Genomic DNA, 16145 nt, shown 5'->3' on the forward strand with positions numbered 1-16145 from the left:
AACACATTGATTTCTGGACGGCGGTGTCCATTTATGCGGCGCTTCAAAGTGTCGCACCGGACGGATCGATGTCGCCTCAACTCAAGAAACGCCTGCCGCTGATCGCCGCCGGGGTCGCGGCCCTGATCGTGGTTGGGGGCGGCGCCGTGTGGTGGATCAACGGTCAGCGGTGGGAGGCCACCGACAACGCCTTTGTCGAGGCCGACACCACCCTGGTCAGCCCGCAGATTTCCGGACGCGTGGTCGAGGTGCTGGTCGGCGACAACCAGCGGGTCGAGGCGGGCCAGGTGCTGGTGCGGCTGGACGACAGCGACCAGAGGGCCGAGCTGGCGCAGGCCGAGGCCAATCTGCAGGCGGCGCAAGCCGCGGTCGGCAATGTCGACGCCCAGGCCGAGCAGGAGCAGGCCACCATCGCCGCCCGCGCCGCTGCTGTCGAACAGGCGCGCGCCCAGGCGGGCCTCGCCCAGGCCGAACTGAACCGCTATGGCCAGCTGGCGGAGGCCGGCTGGGTCTCGCAGCAGCGCATCCAGACGCAACAGGCCAACGCCCGCAGCGCCAACGCCACCGTGGCCCAGGCGCAGGCCGCCCTGACCGCCGAGCAGCGCAGCTCGGGCGTGCTGGGCTCGACCCGCCAACGCAGCGTCGCCGCCGTGCAGCAGGCGCGCGCCGAGGTCGAACTGGCCCGCGTGGCTTTGGACCGCACGGTGATCCGCGCGCCCGCCGCCGGGGTCGTCGGCGCCCGCAGCGTCCGGGCCGGGCAGTATGTGGGGCCGGGCGCGCAGCTGTTGTCGCTGGTGCCGCTGGGCGACACCTATGTGGTCGCCAACTTCAAGGAAACGCAGCTGGACCGGCTGCGGCTCGGCCAGACGGTCGAGATCGAGGCCGACGCCTTCAAGGGCCGCGCCCTGCATGGCCGGATCGACAGCTTCGCGCCCGCGACGGGTTCCGAGTTCGCCCTGATCCCGATCGAGAACGCCACCGGCAACTTCACCAAGATCACCCAGCGGGTCCCCGTCCGCATCGTGGTGGACCGCAACCAGGGCCTGTCGCTGCGGCCAGGGCTGTCGGTCGAGGTCAAGGTCGACCTGAAGAGCCAGGGCGGCCAGAGCTTCGCCGAAGCCGGTGGGGCGCAGATGGCGGCGAACGGCGCCGCCGCGCGGTGAGCGCCGCCAGCCCGGCCGTTCCGGCAGGCGTCCGTTCGGCGGAGGGCGCGCCTGCACAGCCGGACATCAACTGGAGCGTGCTGCTGCTCGGCTTCGCCGGCATGGTGATCGGCCAGTTCATGGCCATTCTGGACATCCAGATCGTGGCCGCCTCGCTGCCGCAGATCCAGGCGGGGGTGGGCGCCTCCGCCGACGAGATCAGCTGGATCCAGACCGCCTATCTGATCCCGGAAGTCGTGATGATCCCGCTGTCGGGATACCTGTCGCGGCTGTGGGGCACGCAGAAGCTGTTTCTGGCCTCCTGCATCGGCTTTCTGATCATGAGCGTGGCGACGGGTCTGTCGTCCTCGATCGAGAGCATGATCCTGTTTCGCGCGCTGCAAGGCTTTGTCGGCGGGGCCATGATCCCCACCGTGTTCGCCGTCGCCTTTACCGCCTTTCCGCCGGACAAGCGGGTCACCGCCAGCGTTGTCATGGGCCTGATCGTGACGCTGGCGCCGACCGTCGGGCCAACGCTGGGCGGGCATCTGACCGAGTGGCTGAGCTGGCGCTGGCTGTTCTTCATCAATGTCATCCCCGGCATGGTCGTGCTGTTCCTGGTCGGGCGCTACGCCAACTTCGACAAGGGCGATCCGAGCCTGGCCAAGGGGTTTGACTGGTGGGGCCTGTTCCTGATGGCCGCCTTTCTGATGAGCCTGCAGTTCGTGCTGGAGGAGGGGGCCAAAAACGACTGGTTCCAGGACGACGAGATCCTGCTGCTGGCCGTTATCGCGGCGCTGGCGTTCCCAGCCTTTGTCTGGCGATCGCTGACCTATCGCAATCCGATCGTGGAGCTGAGGGCGTTCGGCAACCGCAACTTCGTGGTCGGCGTCATCATGACCTTTATCGTGGGCGCGGCGCTGTTCGGCGGGACGTTCCTGTTGCCGCTGTTCCTGGGGCGAGTGCGCGAGTATTCGGCCGCGGAGGTCGGGACCACCATGGTGGTGTCTGGCCTGGCCATGTTCGCCACTGGGCCGTTCGCCGGACGGCTGGTGCGCAAGGTGGATGCGCGGCTCCTGATGTTCGGCGGCTTCATGCTGTGCGCCTGGGGCATGTGGGATGCGCATGCTGTGACGACCGAGTGGGGCTTCTGGCAGTTCGCGGGCGTGCAGGCGCTGAGGGGCGTGGGTGTCATGCTGGCCATGATCGCCTCTCAGCAAGTGACCATGGCGACCCTGCCGCCGCACATGGTCAAGAACGCATCGGGCCTGGTGAACCTCAGCCGCAACGTGGGCGGGGCCTTTGGCCTGGCGATCCTGAACACCTCCATCACCACCCAGACCGCGGTGCACATGGGAGAGCTGACGCAGGCCATCCCGCAGGGCAGCCAGGGCGTGCAGGGCATGATCGCCGGGCTGACCCAGCGGTTCGCCGACTCGGTCGATCCGCAGGCCTCGGCGTTGAAGGCCATGTGGGGCATCCTGCAGCGGCAGGCGACGACGCTGGCGTTCGGCGACGCCTTTGCGCTGTTGGCCGTGGCCTGCGCGGTGGCGGGGTTCGTCACCCTTTTCGCCCAGCCGGTGCGGGCGCAAGCCGGCGCGCCGCCGTCGGACGCCCACTGATGCCCCGCCATCCCGGCCAGGTGGACGAGGCCAAGACCGAGGCGATCCTGGAGGCCGCGGGCGCCCTGTTCGCCGAGCGGGGGCTGGCCGCCTCCATGGACGAGATCGCCCGGCGCGCGGGGGTGTCCAAGCAGACGCTGTACAACCGCTTCGCCTCCAAGTCCGAAATCGCCCAGGCGCTGGCCGAGCAGCGCTCGGCCGCGGTCACCGCGCCGCTGAAAGGCGGCGGCGAGCCGGAGGCGGTGCTGGAGGCGCTGGCCCTGTCGCTGCTGGAGCGGGTCTGCGCGCCCGAAAAGACGGCGTCGCTGCGCGGCGTCTGCCTGGTTTCGGCGGATGCGCCCGAGATCTCGCGCATCGTCTATCAGGCGGGACCCGGCGAAAGCCTGAAGCGGCTGTCGGCGTGGCTGGCGGACCAGACGCGGGCGGGGCGGCTGGACACCCCCGATCCGGACGAGGCGGCCGAGATGTTCACCGGCATGGTGCTGGGTCACGGCCACCTGCGCGCCGTGCTGGACATCCCCCAGATCGGGCCTGAGCAGCGTAAGGTCCGCGCGCGCGAGGCGGCGGCGCGCTTCGTCCGCGCATTCGCGCCGGTGGACGCAGGCGAGCGGTCGGCCTAGATCGCGGGCGTTCCTTCAAAGGAGTTCGCCCATGCTGATGCACCTGTCGTCCTGGCCCGAGATCGATGCGCGACTGAGCGACGGCGGGGTGCTGTCCAGGACCGCGATCGTGCCGATCGGATCGAACGAGCAGCATGGGCCGACCGGCCTGCTGGGCACCGACTGGCTGTGTCCCGAGATCATCGCCCACGCGGCGGAAAAGGGCGACGAGCGGCTGGTGGTGGCGCCCACCTTCAACATCGGCATGGCCCAGCATCACCTGGCCTTCGCCGGCACCATTTCGCTGAGGCCATCGACCTTCATGGCCGCGATCATCGACTGGGTCTCGTCGCTGAGCCGGCACGGGTTCGAGCGCATCTATTTCCTGAACGGACACGGCGGCAATGTCGCCACCATCGAGGCGACGTTCAGCGAAATCTATGCGGACTGGAGCTTTGGCGGGGAACAGCCGGAGTTTTCTCTGAAGCTGCGCAACTGGTGGGACCTGCCGGGCGTGCTGGGCCTGTGCAACAGCCTGTTCCCGACCGGCCACGGCGCCCACGCCACGCCGTCCGAGATCGCGGTGACGCAGGCCGCCTATCCCGACCGGATCAAGACGGCCGATTATCAGCCGCGCATCGCGCCGAACGGACCGATCCGCGACGCGCTGGATTACCGCGCACGCTTTCCCGATGGCCGCATCGGCTCGGACCCGGCGCAGGCCAGTCCGGAGAAGGGCCAGAGGATCATCGACACGGCGATCCCGGCGTTGATCCGCGACGTGATGGCGTTCGCGGAGGAAGCGCGGGTCTAAGGGGCGTCTCGGCAGAGCCCCGTCATTCGTCATCCTCGCCACAAGGCGAGGATGACGGGGGATGGGTTGCCGGCTCGAAAGGCGCGGGAGCAGAGGCGCGAGGATCAGACCGTCTCGGGCGACGCGTCCTCAACCGTTTCGTCTTCGACCTTGGCTTCCTTGCGAGCAGCCTTTTCCGCCTTCTTGGCCTCCTTGTCCGCCAGCTTCTGGGCCTTCTTGGCGGCCTTGGCCTGAGCCTTGGCGAGGGTGGGGGCGTCGTCGGCGGCGGCGGCGAGTTCGGTCAGTTGCTTCAGGAAGCCGTCGCGGTGGCCCTTGGGCAACAGGCCCATGATGCGGCGGTCGGCGGCCTCGACGCGCGGGCGGGCGGCCTCCAGCCGGGCAAGGCCGGCATCGGACAGGCGCACGGCCTTGGCGCGGGCGTCCAGCGTCGAGCGTTCGCGCTCCAGCAAGCCCTTGGCGGTCATGCGCGCCACCAGATCGGCCAGGGTCGAGCGGTCGATGCCGGTCAGGCGCACCAGCTCGGTCTGGGTCAGGCCGGCCTTGAGCGAGGCGGCCTCCAGCACCGCGAACTGACGCTGGGTCAGGCCGTCGGGACCCGCCTCCTCGGCATAGATGTCGAGCGCCAGCTGAAGGGCGCGGTGCATCAGGTGGCTGGGCGAATTCGCCAGCGGCCCGATCTTTTTCGCCGCCTTGCCCGCCTTGACCATGATCCGACCTCCGCCTTGCGGCACAGGTAACAGCGGCGCTTTACGGTTTGACGCGGATCGTGCGTCGGTTTGGCGACAGTTCGTCCGTGCGGAGCCTTACAGCCCGGTGTCGGGCGAGACGGGGGCGGCTTCGTCGTCCTTCACCATGTGCTTCATGATGAAGAAGACCTGCCAGACGCCGAACACCGCCGAGGCGATCCACAGCACGCCCCGGAAACTGACCCAGGCGTCGTCGCTCTGGGTGCGCCAGACGACCTCGTTCACGATGGCGACGGCGGCGAAATACAGGCCATAACGCAGGGTCAGGCCGCGCCAGCCCCGTTCGGTCAGCTGAAACGCCTCGCCCAGCAGATAGCGAAACGGATAGCGGCGCAGCGGCAGTGAGCCCAGCAGCACGACCGCCAGGGCCGCGTTCTGGATGGTCAGCTTGATCTTCAACAGCGTCGGATCGTGGAACACCAGGGTCAGGACGCCGAACACCAGCGCGAAGCCGCCGGTCAGCAGCGGCAGCGGGGCCAGCCGGCGCTCCACCATCCAGCCGATGGCCAGGGCCAGGGCGGAGGCGCCGACCAGCACCCAGGTCGCCTGGACCAGCGCTTCCTGACCCTCCAGCCCGCGTACGAAGCGGTTGACCGCATAGCCGATCATGAAGGCGACCAGGGCGCCGAAGTCGACGGCCTGGCGGATGGACTGGCGGTTCCTGTCGGTCGCGGATTGGGTCATCAGTCGTCCAGTCCGACAAGGGAGCGGGAAAAGGCGCGGGCGTCGAAGGGCTGAAGGTCCTCGATCCCTTCGCCCACGCCGATCAGCTTCAGCGGCGCGTCCGACGCCTGGGCCACGGGCACCAGCACGCCGCCGCGTGCGGTGCCGTCCAGCTTGGTCATGACGATGCCCGACACAAAGGCGGTGCGGCCGAATATCTGCTCCTGCGCCAGGGCGTTGCGGCCGACGGTGGCGTCCAGCACCAGCAGCGTCTCGTGCGGGGCGTCCGCGTCGATCTTTTTCAGCACCCGCACGATCTTGAGCAGTTCGTCCATCAGGGCGGACTTGTTCTGCAGCCGGCCGGCGGTGTCGATCAGCACCACGTCGAAGCCTTCCGCGCGCGCCTTGGTGTAGGCGTCAAAGGCGAGGCCGGCGGCGTCGGCGCCGTCCCGGCGGCTCTCGAAAGCCGCGCCCGCGCGTTCGGCCCAGACCTTGAGCTGTTCGCGGGCGGCGGCGCGGAAGGTGTCGCCGGCGACGATCATCACCCTGGCGCCCTTGCCCGTCAGGTCGGCCGCGATCTTGCCCAGCGTCGTGGTCTTGCCCGAGCCGTTCACGCCGACGAACAGCACCACATAGGGCTTGGGCCCGGACAGCGGGTCGAACGTCGCCTGGCGCGGCAGGAGTTCGGCGGCCACGGCCTCGGCCAGCGCTTCCTTGACCTCGCGCTCGGGCGCGTCCTTGCCGAAGCGAAGCGTGCGGAACCGCTCCACGATCCGGGCCGAGGCGGCGGGTCCCAGGTCGCTTTCCAGGAGGTGCTCCTCCAGCTGGTCGAGCGAGGCCTCGGACAGGGGCTCCTTGACAAAGGCGGAGACGACCTGATCGGTCATCTGCTTCGACGAGCGCGACAGGCCCTGGCTGAGCCGCTGGAACCAGCCTTTTTTACCCGTATCGGTCATGCGAATGGCCTTAGCGTCATCCCCGGGCGAGGTCACGTTTCGTGTGAGATTCCGTTCATCCCGGCGAAAGCCGGGACCCACACCTTTGGCGGAGCCGTTCGGGTCTGTATGCACTGGATGATCGTCCAAGTCCGTGCGGCGTTACTCACTGGGTCCCGGCGTTCGCCGGGATGAGCGGAAATCCTGATGCACAAGCCCCACCCCTTCCACTCGCCCGCGACCCACGGCTTCGTGCGCGTCGCCGCCGCCACGCCCGTCAGCCACATCGCCGACCCGAAGGCCAATGCGGAGGAGCACGCCGCACTGATCCGGCAGGCGGGCGAGCAGGGCTGCGACCTGATCGTGTTCCCCGAACTGTCGCTGTCGGCCTACGCCATCGACGACCTGCTGTTGCAAGGCGCGCTGCTGGACGAGGTGGAGCGGCAGGTCGCGGCACTGGCCGAACTGACGGTGAAGTTCGGGATCGTCGCAGTGGTGGGCGCGCCGATCCGGAGCGCGGATCGGCTGTACAACTGCGCCGTGGTGCTGGCGAACGGGACGGTGCTGGGCGTCGTGCCCAAGACCTATCTGCCGAACTACCGCGAATATTATGAGAAGCGCTGGTTCTCGCCGGCCATCGAACTGCAGCCGGACGAGCGGGAGGTGCGGATCGCGGGCGAAGCGGTGCGGTTCGGCACGGACCTGCTGTTCCAGGCCGACAACCGGCCGGGCTTCACCTTCGGGGTGGAGATCTGCGAGGACTATTGGGCGCCGCTGCCGCCCTCGACGCGCCAGGCCATGGCGGGGGCGCGCATCCTGCTGAACCTGTCGGCCTCCAACATCGTGATCGGCAAGGCGGACGACCGCGCCCTCTTATGCGCCAGCCAGTCGGCGCGGGCGATGGCGGCCTATGTGTTCACCGCCTCCGGCTGGGGCGAGAGCACCACGGACCTAGCCTGGGACGGGCAGGCGACGGTGTACGAACTGGGATCGAAGCTGGCGGAGGGCGAGCGGTTCTCACTTGAAAGCCACCTGACGATCGCCGACGTGGACGTGGATCGGATCGGGCTTGAACGGCTTCGCACCGGCACCTTCGCGGACTGCGCGCGGGCCGAGGTCGCGCCGCACGCTTACGAGTTCGTGCCGTTCGAGGCGGGCGAGGGGCCGGGCGGCGAGCTGATGCGCGGCGTCGATCGCTTTCCCTTCGTGCCGGACCGGGCCGAGCGGCTGGACCAGGACTGCTACGAGGCGTTCAACATCCAGGTGCAGGGGCTGATGCGGCGGCTGCGCGCCACCAACGGCCAGCGCATCGTGATCGGTGTCTCTGGCGGGCTGGATTCGACGCAGGCGCTGCTGGTCGCCTGCCGGGCCTTCGACCGGCTGGAGCTGCCGCGCGCCAACATCCTGGGCTTCACCATGCCCGGTTTCGCGACTTCGGAAGGCACCAAGTCGAACGCCTGGGCGCTGATGAACGCGCTGGAGATCACCGGCGCCGAGATCGACATCAAGCCGGCGGCGCGCGCCATGCTGGAGGAGATCGGCCACGCCTTCGGACGCGGAGAGCCCGTCTACGACATCACCTTCGAGAATGTGCAGGCGGGCCTCAGGACCGACTACCTGTTCCGGCTGGCCAACCAGAACAAGGCGTTCGTGCTGGGCACCGGCGATCTGTCGGAACTGGCGCTGGGGTGGGCCACCTATGGCGTCGGCGACCACATGAGCCATTACAACGTCAACGGCGGGGTGGCCAAGACGCTGATCCGCCACCTGATCCGCTGGGTGGCGGACAAGCAACTGGTGGGATCGGACGCCAGCCCGACGCTGTACGGCATCCTGGACACCGAGATTTCGCCCGAGCTGGTGCCGGCCGGCGAGGACGGCAAGATTCAGTCGACCGAGAGCGCGGTCGGACCCTATGCGCTGAACGACTTCTTTCTGTTCTACGTCACCCGCTTCGGCATGGCGCCGTCCAAGGTGGCCTATCTGGCGCACCAGGCGTGGAAGGACGCCGGCCGGGGCGAATGGCCGGCGGGCACGCCCGACGACGAGCGGATCACCTTCGAGCTGCCGATCATCAAGGACTGGATGCGCAAGTTCCTGATCAGGTTCTTCCAGACGGCGCAGTTCAAGCGGTCGGCCTTGCCCAACGGGCCGAAGGTAGTGACGGGCGGCTCGCTGTCGCCGCGCGGCGATTGGCGCGCGCCCTCCGACGGCACGGCGCGGGTGTGGCTGGATGAGCTTGAAGCCAACGTGCCGGACTGATCCTGCCGCTCCTCCCCATCTGGGGGAGGGGGACCGCGCCCGAAGGGCGGGGTGGAGGGGGGAACGTCCCACAGCCCCCTCCGTCGCGGCGCTATTCGCGCCACCCGCTCCTCCCCCAGAGGGGGAGGAGCGGGTGGCTGTCAGGCTTGTTCGAAGGTCAGGGGCTCGCCCCAGAACTGGGCCACAAGCGCGGACTGGGCGCCGGCCTGGCCGGTGGTGATGAAGTCGCGGCGGCCGGTTTCGCCCAGCGCATATTCCGGATGGGCCGCGAAGTAGCGGTCCAGGGCGTCGGCGACGGCGGTGGGCTGGTGGATCAGCTCGGTTCCGGCGGGCAGGGCCGAGGCGAACAACTCGGCCACGATCTCGTAGTGGGTGCAGCCCAGCACCGCCTTGTCCGGATGGCGGCCGATCTTGCGGCGCAGGGCGTCGACGTGGTCGGACACCACCACGCTCAGCTCCTCGACCGGGGCGCCCAGCTCGATCAGGCCGGCCAGGCCGGGGCAGGGCTCGGCGAACACCGCCAGGTCGTGGCGGCGCTTGTCGATTTCGATCTCGTAGACGCGGCTCAGCGCGGTGGCGGCGGTGCAGAAGACGCCGGTGATGTCGATGGCGGCGACCTTGTCGCCCTCGGGCACGGCTTCGGCCTCATAGGTCCACGGCAGGCCGGTGGCGGCCTCGATCGTCGGCACGATGATGCCCAGGACGTTGACCGGCCGACCCAGCCGTTCGCGCAGCGATGGGATCCAGGTCTGCTGCAGCCGGCGCAGCGCGATGGCCGATGCGGTGTTGCAGGCCAGGACCACCACCGAGGCGCCGGCCTCGAACAGCCGCTCGCATCCGGCGCGGGTCAGCTCCACGATCTCCTCGCCGCCGCGCCCGCCATAGGGGGCGTTGGCCTGGTCGGCCAGATAGATGAAGTCGCGCTCCGGAAAGCGACGGGTCAGTTCGCGATGGACGGTCAGGCCGCCCACGCCGGAGTCGAAAACGCCTATAGCCATGAGGCAGCGGTTTATCGCGGCGGCGACCGGACCGCGACGATAAATTCCGCACCCGCCCCTGTGACTGAGGCTGGTGATGGGTCTAGGGTCCGCGCCAGATGATCCCAGCAAGGAAATATCGATGCAAAGACGACAGCTTCTTCTCGGCGGCGCGGGCTTTCTGGTGCTGACCGGCTGCGCCAGCGCGAACGGCATGGACGCCGGCTCGTCGGCCGCGGGCGATGCGCCATCGGCCGCCACGCTTTCGGAGGAAGCCGCGATCGCGCGCGCCGTGCTGCCGCGCCAGACGCCGCGCGCCGAGCTGCTGCAGGCATGGACCGGCGCCCATGGCGGCACGCCGCCCTTCGACAAGGCGACGCCGGCCAAGGTGCGCGAGGCGATCCTGGAAGGGATCGAGCTGCAGCGCGCGGAGATCGCGGCCATCGCCAACAATCCCGACGCCCCGACCTTCGCCAACACCTCCGTCGCCATGCAGATGGCGGGCGAGCCGCTGGACCGGGTGATGAGCGTGTTCGGCGTCATGACCTCCAACATCGGCGGCGAAGAGTGGGAGGCGCTGGACAGCGAGGTCTCGCCGCTGCTGTCGGCGGCGTCGGACGAGATTACCTTCAACGAAGCCCTGTTCGCCCGCATCAAGGCGGTGGCGGACGGCGCGCGGGGCGCCGGGCTGAACCCGCAGCAGACGCGCATCGCCACGCGGTCGCGCGACGCCTACGTCCGCAACGGCGCGGCGCTGGACGCGGCCGGCAAGGCCGAGTTGGGCCGCATCAACACCGCCCTGTCGAACGCCTTTACCCGCTTCGGCCAGAAGGTCGTGGCCGACGAGAACAGCTGGACGCTGATCCCGAACGAGGCCGGCGTGCGCGGCCTGCCGGCGTCCAACAAGACGGCGGCGGCGGCGGCGGCGCGGACCCGGAACCTGCAGGGCTGGGCGATCCTGAACACCCGCTCCAGCGTCGATCCGTTCCTGACCTTTGCTGACGACCGGTCCTTGCGCGAGCAGGTGTGGAACAAGTTCGTCAATCGTGGCGACAACGGCGATGCGAACGACACCAACGCGACCATCGCCGAGATCGTGAAGCTGCGCGACCAGCGGGCGAAGCTGCTGGGTTTCCGCAACCACGCCGAATGGCGGATGCAGGACACCATGGCCAAGACCCCGGCCGCGGCCGAGGATCTGATGCAGCGGGTCTGGGCGCCGGCCAAGGCGCGGGTGGCGGAAGAAGTCGCCGACATGCGCGGCATCGCCGGCCATGACATCGAGCCGTGGGACTACCTCTATTACGCCGAGAAGGTCCGCAAGGCGAAGTACGACCTGGATCAGAACGAGCTGCGTCCGTACTTCGAGCTGAACAACGTGCGCGCCGGCTCCTTCTACATGGCCGAGCGCCTGTACGGCTTCACCTTCGCCAAGTTGCCGCAGGGGTCTGTTCCGGTCTTCCACCCGGACGTGACGGTGTACGAAGTCAGGGACGCCGGCCGGCCGATCGGCCTGTACTACACCGACGACTACGCCCGGCCGGGCAAGCGGTCTGGGGCCTGGATGACGACCTATCGGTCGCACTCGATCTATGACGGGCCGGAAAACACGCTGGGCTCCAACAACAACAACTTCGTCAAGGCGCCCGACGGCGAGCCGATCCTGATCTCGCTGGACGACGCCGAGACCCTGTTCCACGAGTTCGGCCACACCCTGCACGCCTATTCGTCCAACGTGGTCTATCCGGCGCTGGGCGGCACGCCGCGCGACTTCGTCGAATATCCGTCGCAGGTGCACGAGCACTGGGTGCTGACGCGCCCGATCCTGGACGGCTATCTGAAGAACGTGGAGACGGGCCAGTCGATGCCGCAGGCGCTGGTCGACAAGATCGAGGCGGCGGCGACCTTCAACCAGGGCTATGCGACGGTCAGCTACCTGTCCTCGGCCATCGTGGACATGGACCTGCACACGCAAGCTGTGCCGCCGACCGACATCGACGCCTTCGAGAAGGCTTCGCTGGCGCGCATCGGCATGCCCCGTGAGATCGTGATGCGGCACCGCCTGCCGCAGTTCAATCACCTGTTCACGTCGGACGCCTATTCGGCCGGCTACTACTCCTACCTGTGGTCGGAGACGATGGACGCCGACACCTGGGCCTTCTTTGAAGAGTCCGGCGACGTGTTCGATCCGCAGATCGCGCAGCGCTTCAAGGCCATCATGCTGGCGCCGGGCAACACCACCGACCGCGCCGAGGCGTACCGCGAGTTCCGCGGCCGCGATCCCGACGTGGCGGCGCTGCTGAAGGTGCGGGGCTTCCCGACGTCGTAAGGCGGTTTGGCTTCTCCTCCCTGTTCGCTTCGCGAATGGGGAGGTGGATCGACGGCGAAGCCGGCGAGACGGAGGGGTGATGGCGCCGACGTCAGAACCCCTCCGTCACGGCGCTCACGCGCCGCGCCACCTCCCCATCGCTGCGCGACGGGGAGGAGAGTGAGGAGGGAGTTCGCACATGACCGTTGTCGCTTCCTATGTCTACCGCGACGGCGCGCGGGTGCGCGAGGCGCCGCTGACGGGCGAGGGGCTGCAGCTTCAGCCGGGCGAGTTCGTCTGGGTCGGGCTGTACGAGCCTGACGAGGCCGAGATGGCCGCCCTGGTCGAGCGGTTTCGCCTGCATCCGCTGGCGGTCGAAGACGCCCTGTCGGCGCACCAGATGCCCAAGGTCGAGGCCTATGACGGCGAGCTGTTCATCGCGGCGCGCACGGCCGAACTGTCCGACGACCGCATCATCTATGGCGAGACCCACGTCTTTGTCGGGCCCAACCACATCATCACCGTCCGGCACGGCTCGGCCAAGTCGCATGCGCCGCTCAGGCGACAGCTGGAGGCCTCGCCGCGCCAGTTGAAGCACGGCCCGGACTTCGTGCTTCACGCGGTGCTGGACTTCGTGGTCGACGGCTATCTGCCGATCATCGACCAGGCCGAGGACCGGGCGCTGGAGATGGAGCGCGAGGCGCTGGACGCCTTTCTGTCGCGGCTGCAGATCAAGCGACTGTTCCGGCTGCGACGGCAGCTGCTGAAGTTCCGTCGCATCCTGGGGCCGATGGAGGATGTGGGCTCAAAGCTGGAGACGCTGGATCTGCCGTGTATCGATCCGGAGGTCCGGCCCTACTTCCGCGACCTCGCCGACCATGCGCGGCGGGTCAACCACCGGGCCGAGGGGCTGGGCGAAGCCCTGGGTTCGGTGCTGGAGGTGGCCAACCTGCTGGAGCAGCAGCGGCAGGGCGTGATCACGCGAAAGCTCGCCGCCTGGGCCGCCATCCTGGCCGCCCCCACGGCCATCGCCGGCATCTACGGCATGAACTTCGACAACATGCCCGAGCTTCACTGGCGCTACGGCTACTTCATCGTCCTGGGCATGATCGGCGTCGTCTGCACAGGCCTGTTCATCAGCTTCAAGCGGTCGAAGTGGCTATAAGGCCAGTCGATAGAGGCGGCGTCACCCTCGGGCCTGACCCGAGGGCCGGGCGTTCCGCAGCAGTCCGCTGAAGGCGATGCAAAGTCCGATCCGCGTCCGATCCTCGGGTCGAGCCCGAGGATGACGGTACGAGGGGGGCGGCTCAGCCGCTGTTCCTGAGCCCCGCAGCCACGCCGTTGATCGCCAGGAGGATGCCTTCGCGCACGCGCGGATCGTCGTCGCCGTTGCGCCGCCTGCGGATCAGCTCGATCTGGACGTGGTTCAGCGGCTCCACATAGGGCATGCGCAGGCGGATCAGCCGGTCGAGCTCGGGCTGGCCGCCCAGCAGTTTGTCATGGCCGGTGATGGCCAGCACGGCGGCGTGGGTGCGGTCCCATTCGCTTCTGATCTCGCCGTAGATGCGGGCGGCGAGCGACGGATCGGGCACAAGCGAGGCGTAGCGTCGGGCGATGGTCATGTCCGCCTTGGCCATCACCATCTCCATGTTCTGGACCAGGGTGCGGAAGAAGGGCCAGGCTTCGGCCATGGCCTTCAGCTCGGCCATGTCGCGGCCCTCCACCGCCGAGCCGAAGCCGAACCAGCCGGGCAGCATGACGCGCGACTGCGACCAGCTGAACACCCAAGGAATGGCGCGCAGATCCTCGATCTTTGGAGACGCCGAGCGCGAGGACGGGCGCGAGCCGATCTTCAGGTCGGCGATCTCGGCGATTGGCGTGGCGGCCCGGTAGTAGTCGTTGAAGCCGTCGGTCTCATAGACCAGCCGGCGATAGGCGTTCATCGAGGCTTGGGACAGCGCCGACAGCAGGCGGCCGTGCTCGGCGGTGAAGGCCTGGTCGCGGCCCTGGCCCAGCGACGCCAGAACGGCGCCGCAGGTCAGGGCGTCGAGGTTGCGCAGCGCGATCTCGGGCTCGCCGTATTTGTTGGCGATGACCTCTCCCTGTTCAGTGGTGCGGATGCGGCCCTGGACCGTGCCTTCCGGCTGGGCCAGGACGCCGGCGAAGGCCGAGCCGCCTCCGCGCCCGACGGTGCCGCCCCGGCCGTGAAACAGCTGCAGCTTGAGGCCGGCGGCCTGGGTCACGTCGACCAGGGCGCGTGACGCCTCGTGCAACTCCCAGCCCGAGGTCAGGTAGGAGCCGTCCTTGTTCGAATCGGAATAGCCGATCATCACCTCCTGCACCCCGCGCGCGCGGGCGACGGCCATGGCCGACGGTTCACGCAGCAGGCGCTCCAGCGTCGGCTTGGCGGCGCGAAGGTCCTCGATCGTCTCGAACAGGGGCGCGGCCTGGATCGGGCAGGCGGCGGGGTCCTCGGGCCGGTAGAGGCCGACCTCCTTCAGCAGCAGATAGACCTCCAGCAGGTCGGAGGCGGCGTCGGTCTTTGAGACGATGTGGGTGCGGATCGCCTGCGGGCCGAAGTCCGACAGGGCCTGGGCCGCGGCCTGCAGGATGGCGCGCTCCTTCAGCGTCTCCTCGTCATATTCGGCATAGGGGCTGAACAGCGGACGGGCCGAGGTCAGCTCGCGCGCCAGAACCTGCATGCGACCGTCTTCATCCAGCGCGAGATAGTCAGGGCAGACGCCGGCGACCCGCAGCAGGTCGGCGACCACGCGTTCGTGCACGTCGGCGTTCTGGCGCAAATCCAGCGTCGCCATGTGGAAACCGAAGATCTGAACCGCCGTGATCAGGTCGGTCAGGCGGTCGTCCTCGAACACGGCGCCATGCCGGGCGGCCAGGCTGTCGTGCAGCACGCGCAGGTCGGCCTCGAACGCGTCGGGGCCGGAATAGCGGTCCGCCTGAACCGCCGCACGGCGGAGCGGCGGCGCGCCGGCCAGGGCTTCGTGCGTGGCGGCGAGGCGGGCGTAGACGCCCGTCAGCGCGCGTCGGTACGGCTCGTCCGAGCGATGGGGAGAGGGATCGCGCGCCGCATCCGCCAGGGCCTGGAGCTCGGGCGTCACTTCCGTCAGTTCGGCGGCGAGGCTGAGTTCCGAGCCCAGGGCGTGGACCTCGTCCATGTAGAAGCCCAGCACCGCCCGGCTCTGGCTGCGGAAGGCGGCGGTCAGCACCGCGCCGTCGACGTTGGGGTTGCCGTCCCGGTCGCCGCCGACCCAGGTGCCGACGCGCATGAAGGGCTGGAGGTCCGGTGCATCCAGCAGCCGACGCCAGGCGCCCAGCTGTTGCGGCGCGACGTGCAGGAAGATGCGATCCAGGAAGGAGACGACCGTGTCGATCTCGTCCTGCACCACCAGCCCCTGGGTGCGGACCAGTCGCGTCGCCCACAGGATGGTGATCTGGCGACGCAGCCGGGCGGTCAGTTGATCGGGCGCGCAGGCGAGGCCGGCCTGGTCGCAGGCGTCCAGAATGCCGCTGATGGCCGCGATGCGGTCGATCACGCTCTTGCGGCGCACCTCCGACGGGTGGGCGGTCAGGACGGGCGAGACCAGGCCGTCCTCCAGAAGCGCGCGGACCGCCGCCCGGTCCACGCCCTGTTCGGTCAGACGGGCCAGCGCGCCTTCGGGCGTGTCGGGGCGGGCCCCGGCCTCGGCCTGACCTTTCGCGCGCCGCCGGGTGGCGCGGTCCTCGGCGATGTTGGCCAGCAGCGAGAACAGGGCGAAGCCGTGCGCCAGGCCCGCCGCCTGGTCCACCGTCATGGCGGTCAGCAGCTTCTGCAGTCGTCCGGCCGGGTGCGAGTTCGGGTCGCGGTGGTAGGCGACGGAGGCCTGGCGCACCGCCTCCACCTGTTCGAACAGTTCGTCGCCGCCTTCGTCGCGGATCACCTCGCCCAGCAGTCCGCCGAGCAGGCGGACCTCTTCGCGCAGCAGGTCGTCGGCGGCAGGGCTCATGGTCGGATCTCGCGGTGCGGCGGAAGGCTTCGGATCAAACCCCGCATCCCGTCGTTGTTCCAGTGACGTTATG

Annotated in this window: 12 protein-coding genes; 7 read left to right on the top strand and 5 right to left on the bottom strand. The window is 68.9% G+C overall.

Annotation, left to right across the window (positions count from 1 at the left end; all coding sequences use genetic code 11):
- Positions 1 to 68 precede the first annotated feature (68 nt).
- The 4 genes from KY493_RS01715 to KY493_RS01730 are packed head-to-tail and all read left to right on the top strand — an operon-like array spanning position 69 to position 4177.
- The gene (locus KY493_RS01715; RefSeq protein WP_219897285.1) at positions 69 to 1163 is read left to right on the top strand and encodes an HlyD family secretion protein; all 1095 of its coding nucleotides are present in this window, start codon (positions 69 to 71) and stop codon (positions 1161 to 1163) included.
- A complete protein-coding gene (locus KY493_RS01720) occupies positions 1160 to 2764 on the top strand; it encodes a DHA2 family efflux MFS transporter permease subunit (protein WP_370627345.1) in 1605 nt (534 codons plus the stop codon). The genes KY493_RS01715 and KY493_RS01720 overlap by 4 nt, the downstream gene beginning before the upstream one ends.
- Positions 2764 to 3384 (top strand): TetR/AcrR family transcriptional regulator, encoded by a 621-nt coding sequence (locus KY493_RS01725; protein WP_219897286.1) that lies wholly within the window; start codon positions 2764 to 2766, stop codon positions 3382 to 3384. Before KY493_RS01720 ends, KY493_RS01725 begins: the two co-directional genes overlap by 1 nt.
- 31 nt (positions 3385 to 3415) lie before the next feature.
- Positions 3416 to 4177 carry a creatininase family protein gene (locus KY493_RS01730; RefSeq protein ID WP_219897287.1) on the top strand — a complete coding sequence of 254 codons (762 nt, stop codon included), beginning with the start codon at positions 3416 to 3418 and terminating at the stop codon, positions 4175 to 4177.
- A gap of 104 nt (positions 4178 to 4281) precedes the next feature.
- Here the strand turns inward: KY493_RS01730 and KY493_RS01735 are convergent, their stop codons facing one another.
- The 3 genes from KY493_RS01735 to ftsY all read right to left on the bottom strand — a co-directional run bounded on the left by KY493_RS01735 (position 4282) and on the right by ftsY (position 6542).
- Positions 4282 to 4884 carry a MarR family winged helix-turn-helix transcriptional regulator gene (locus tag KY493_RS01735; protein WP_219897288.1) on the bottom strand — a complete coding sequence of 201 codons (603 nt, stop codon included), beginning with the start codon at positions 4882 to 4884 and terminating at the stop codon, positions 4282 to 4284.
- Between the two features lie 96 nt (positions 4885 to 4980).
- The gene (locus tag KY493_RS01740; RefSeq protein WP_219897289.1) at positions 4981 to 5607 is read right to left on the bottom strand and encodes an inner membrane-spanning protein YciB; all 627 of its coding nucleotides are present in this window, start codon (positions 5605 to 5607) and stop codon (positions 4981 to 4983) included.
- On the bottom strand, positions 5607 to 6542 hold the full coding sequence (gene ftsY, locus KY493_RS01745) for a signal recognition particle-docking protein FtsY (protein WP_219897290.1): 936 nt from the start codon (positions 6540 to 6542) through the stop codon (positions 5607 to 5609). Before ftsY ends, KY493_RS01740 begins: the two co-directional genes overlap by 1 nt.
- A 186-nt stretch (positions 6543 to 6728) precedes the next feature.
- Here ftsY and KY493_RS01750 point away from each other — a divergent pair, with 186 nt between their 5' ends.
- Positions 6729 to 8783 carry an NAD(+) synthase gene (locus KY493_RS01750; protein WP_219897291.1) on the top strand — a complete coding sequence of 685 codons (2055 nt, stop codon included), beginning with the start codon at positions 6729 to 6731 and terminating at the stop codon, positions 8781 to 8783.
- 140 nt (positions 8784 to 8923) lie between these two features.
- Here KY493_RS01750 and KY493_RS01755 read toward each other — a convergent pair whose 3' ends face one another.
- Entirely contained in the window at positions 8924 to 9781 is an 858-nt protein-coding gene (locus tag KY493_RS01755) for a glutamate racemase (RefSeq protein WP_219897292.1), read from the bottom strand.
- Between the two features lie 121 nt (positions 9782 to 9902).
- On the opposite strand from KY493_RS01755, the gene KY493_RS01760 reads away from it, so the two are divergent.
- Together KY493_RS01760 and KY493_RS01765 are read left to right on the top strand one after the other, a co-directional pair.
- Positions 9903 to 12089 carry a M3 family metallopeptidase gene (locus KY493_RS01760; protein ID WP_219897293.1) on the top strand — a complete coding sequence of 729 codons (2187 nt, stop codon included), beginning with the start codon at positions 9903 to 9905 and terminating at the stop codon, positions 12087 to 12089.
- A 178-nt stretch (positions 12090 to 12267) separates the two neighbouring features.
- Positions 12268 to 13233, top strand: a complete 966-nt coding sequence (locus KY493_RS01765; protein WP_219897294.1) for a magnesium and cobalt transport protein CorA — start codon at positions 12268 to 12270, stop codon at positions 13231 to 13233.
- A 142-nt stretch (positions 13234 to 13375) separates the two neighbouring features.
- Here the strand turns inward: KY493_RS01765 and ppc are convergent, their stop codons facing one another.
- Positions 13376 to 16072 (bottom strand): phosphoenolpyruvate carboxylase, encoded by a 2697-nt coding sequence (ppc, locus tag KY493_RS01770; RefSeq protein WP_219897295.1) that lies wholly within the window; start codon positions 16070 to 16072, stop codon positions 13376 to 13378.
- Positions 16073 to 16145: the final 73 nt, after the last annotated feature.

Origin of the sequence: Brevundimonas sp. PAMC22021 (assembly GCF_019443405.1) — a bacterium.
In the GTDB taxonomy this organism is placed as follows: Bacteria; Pseudomonadota; Alphaproteobacteria; order Caulobacterales; family Caulobacteraceae; genus Brevundimonas.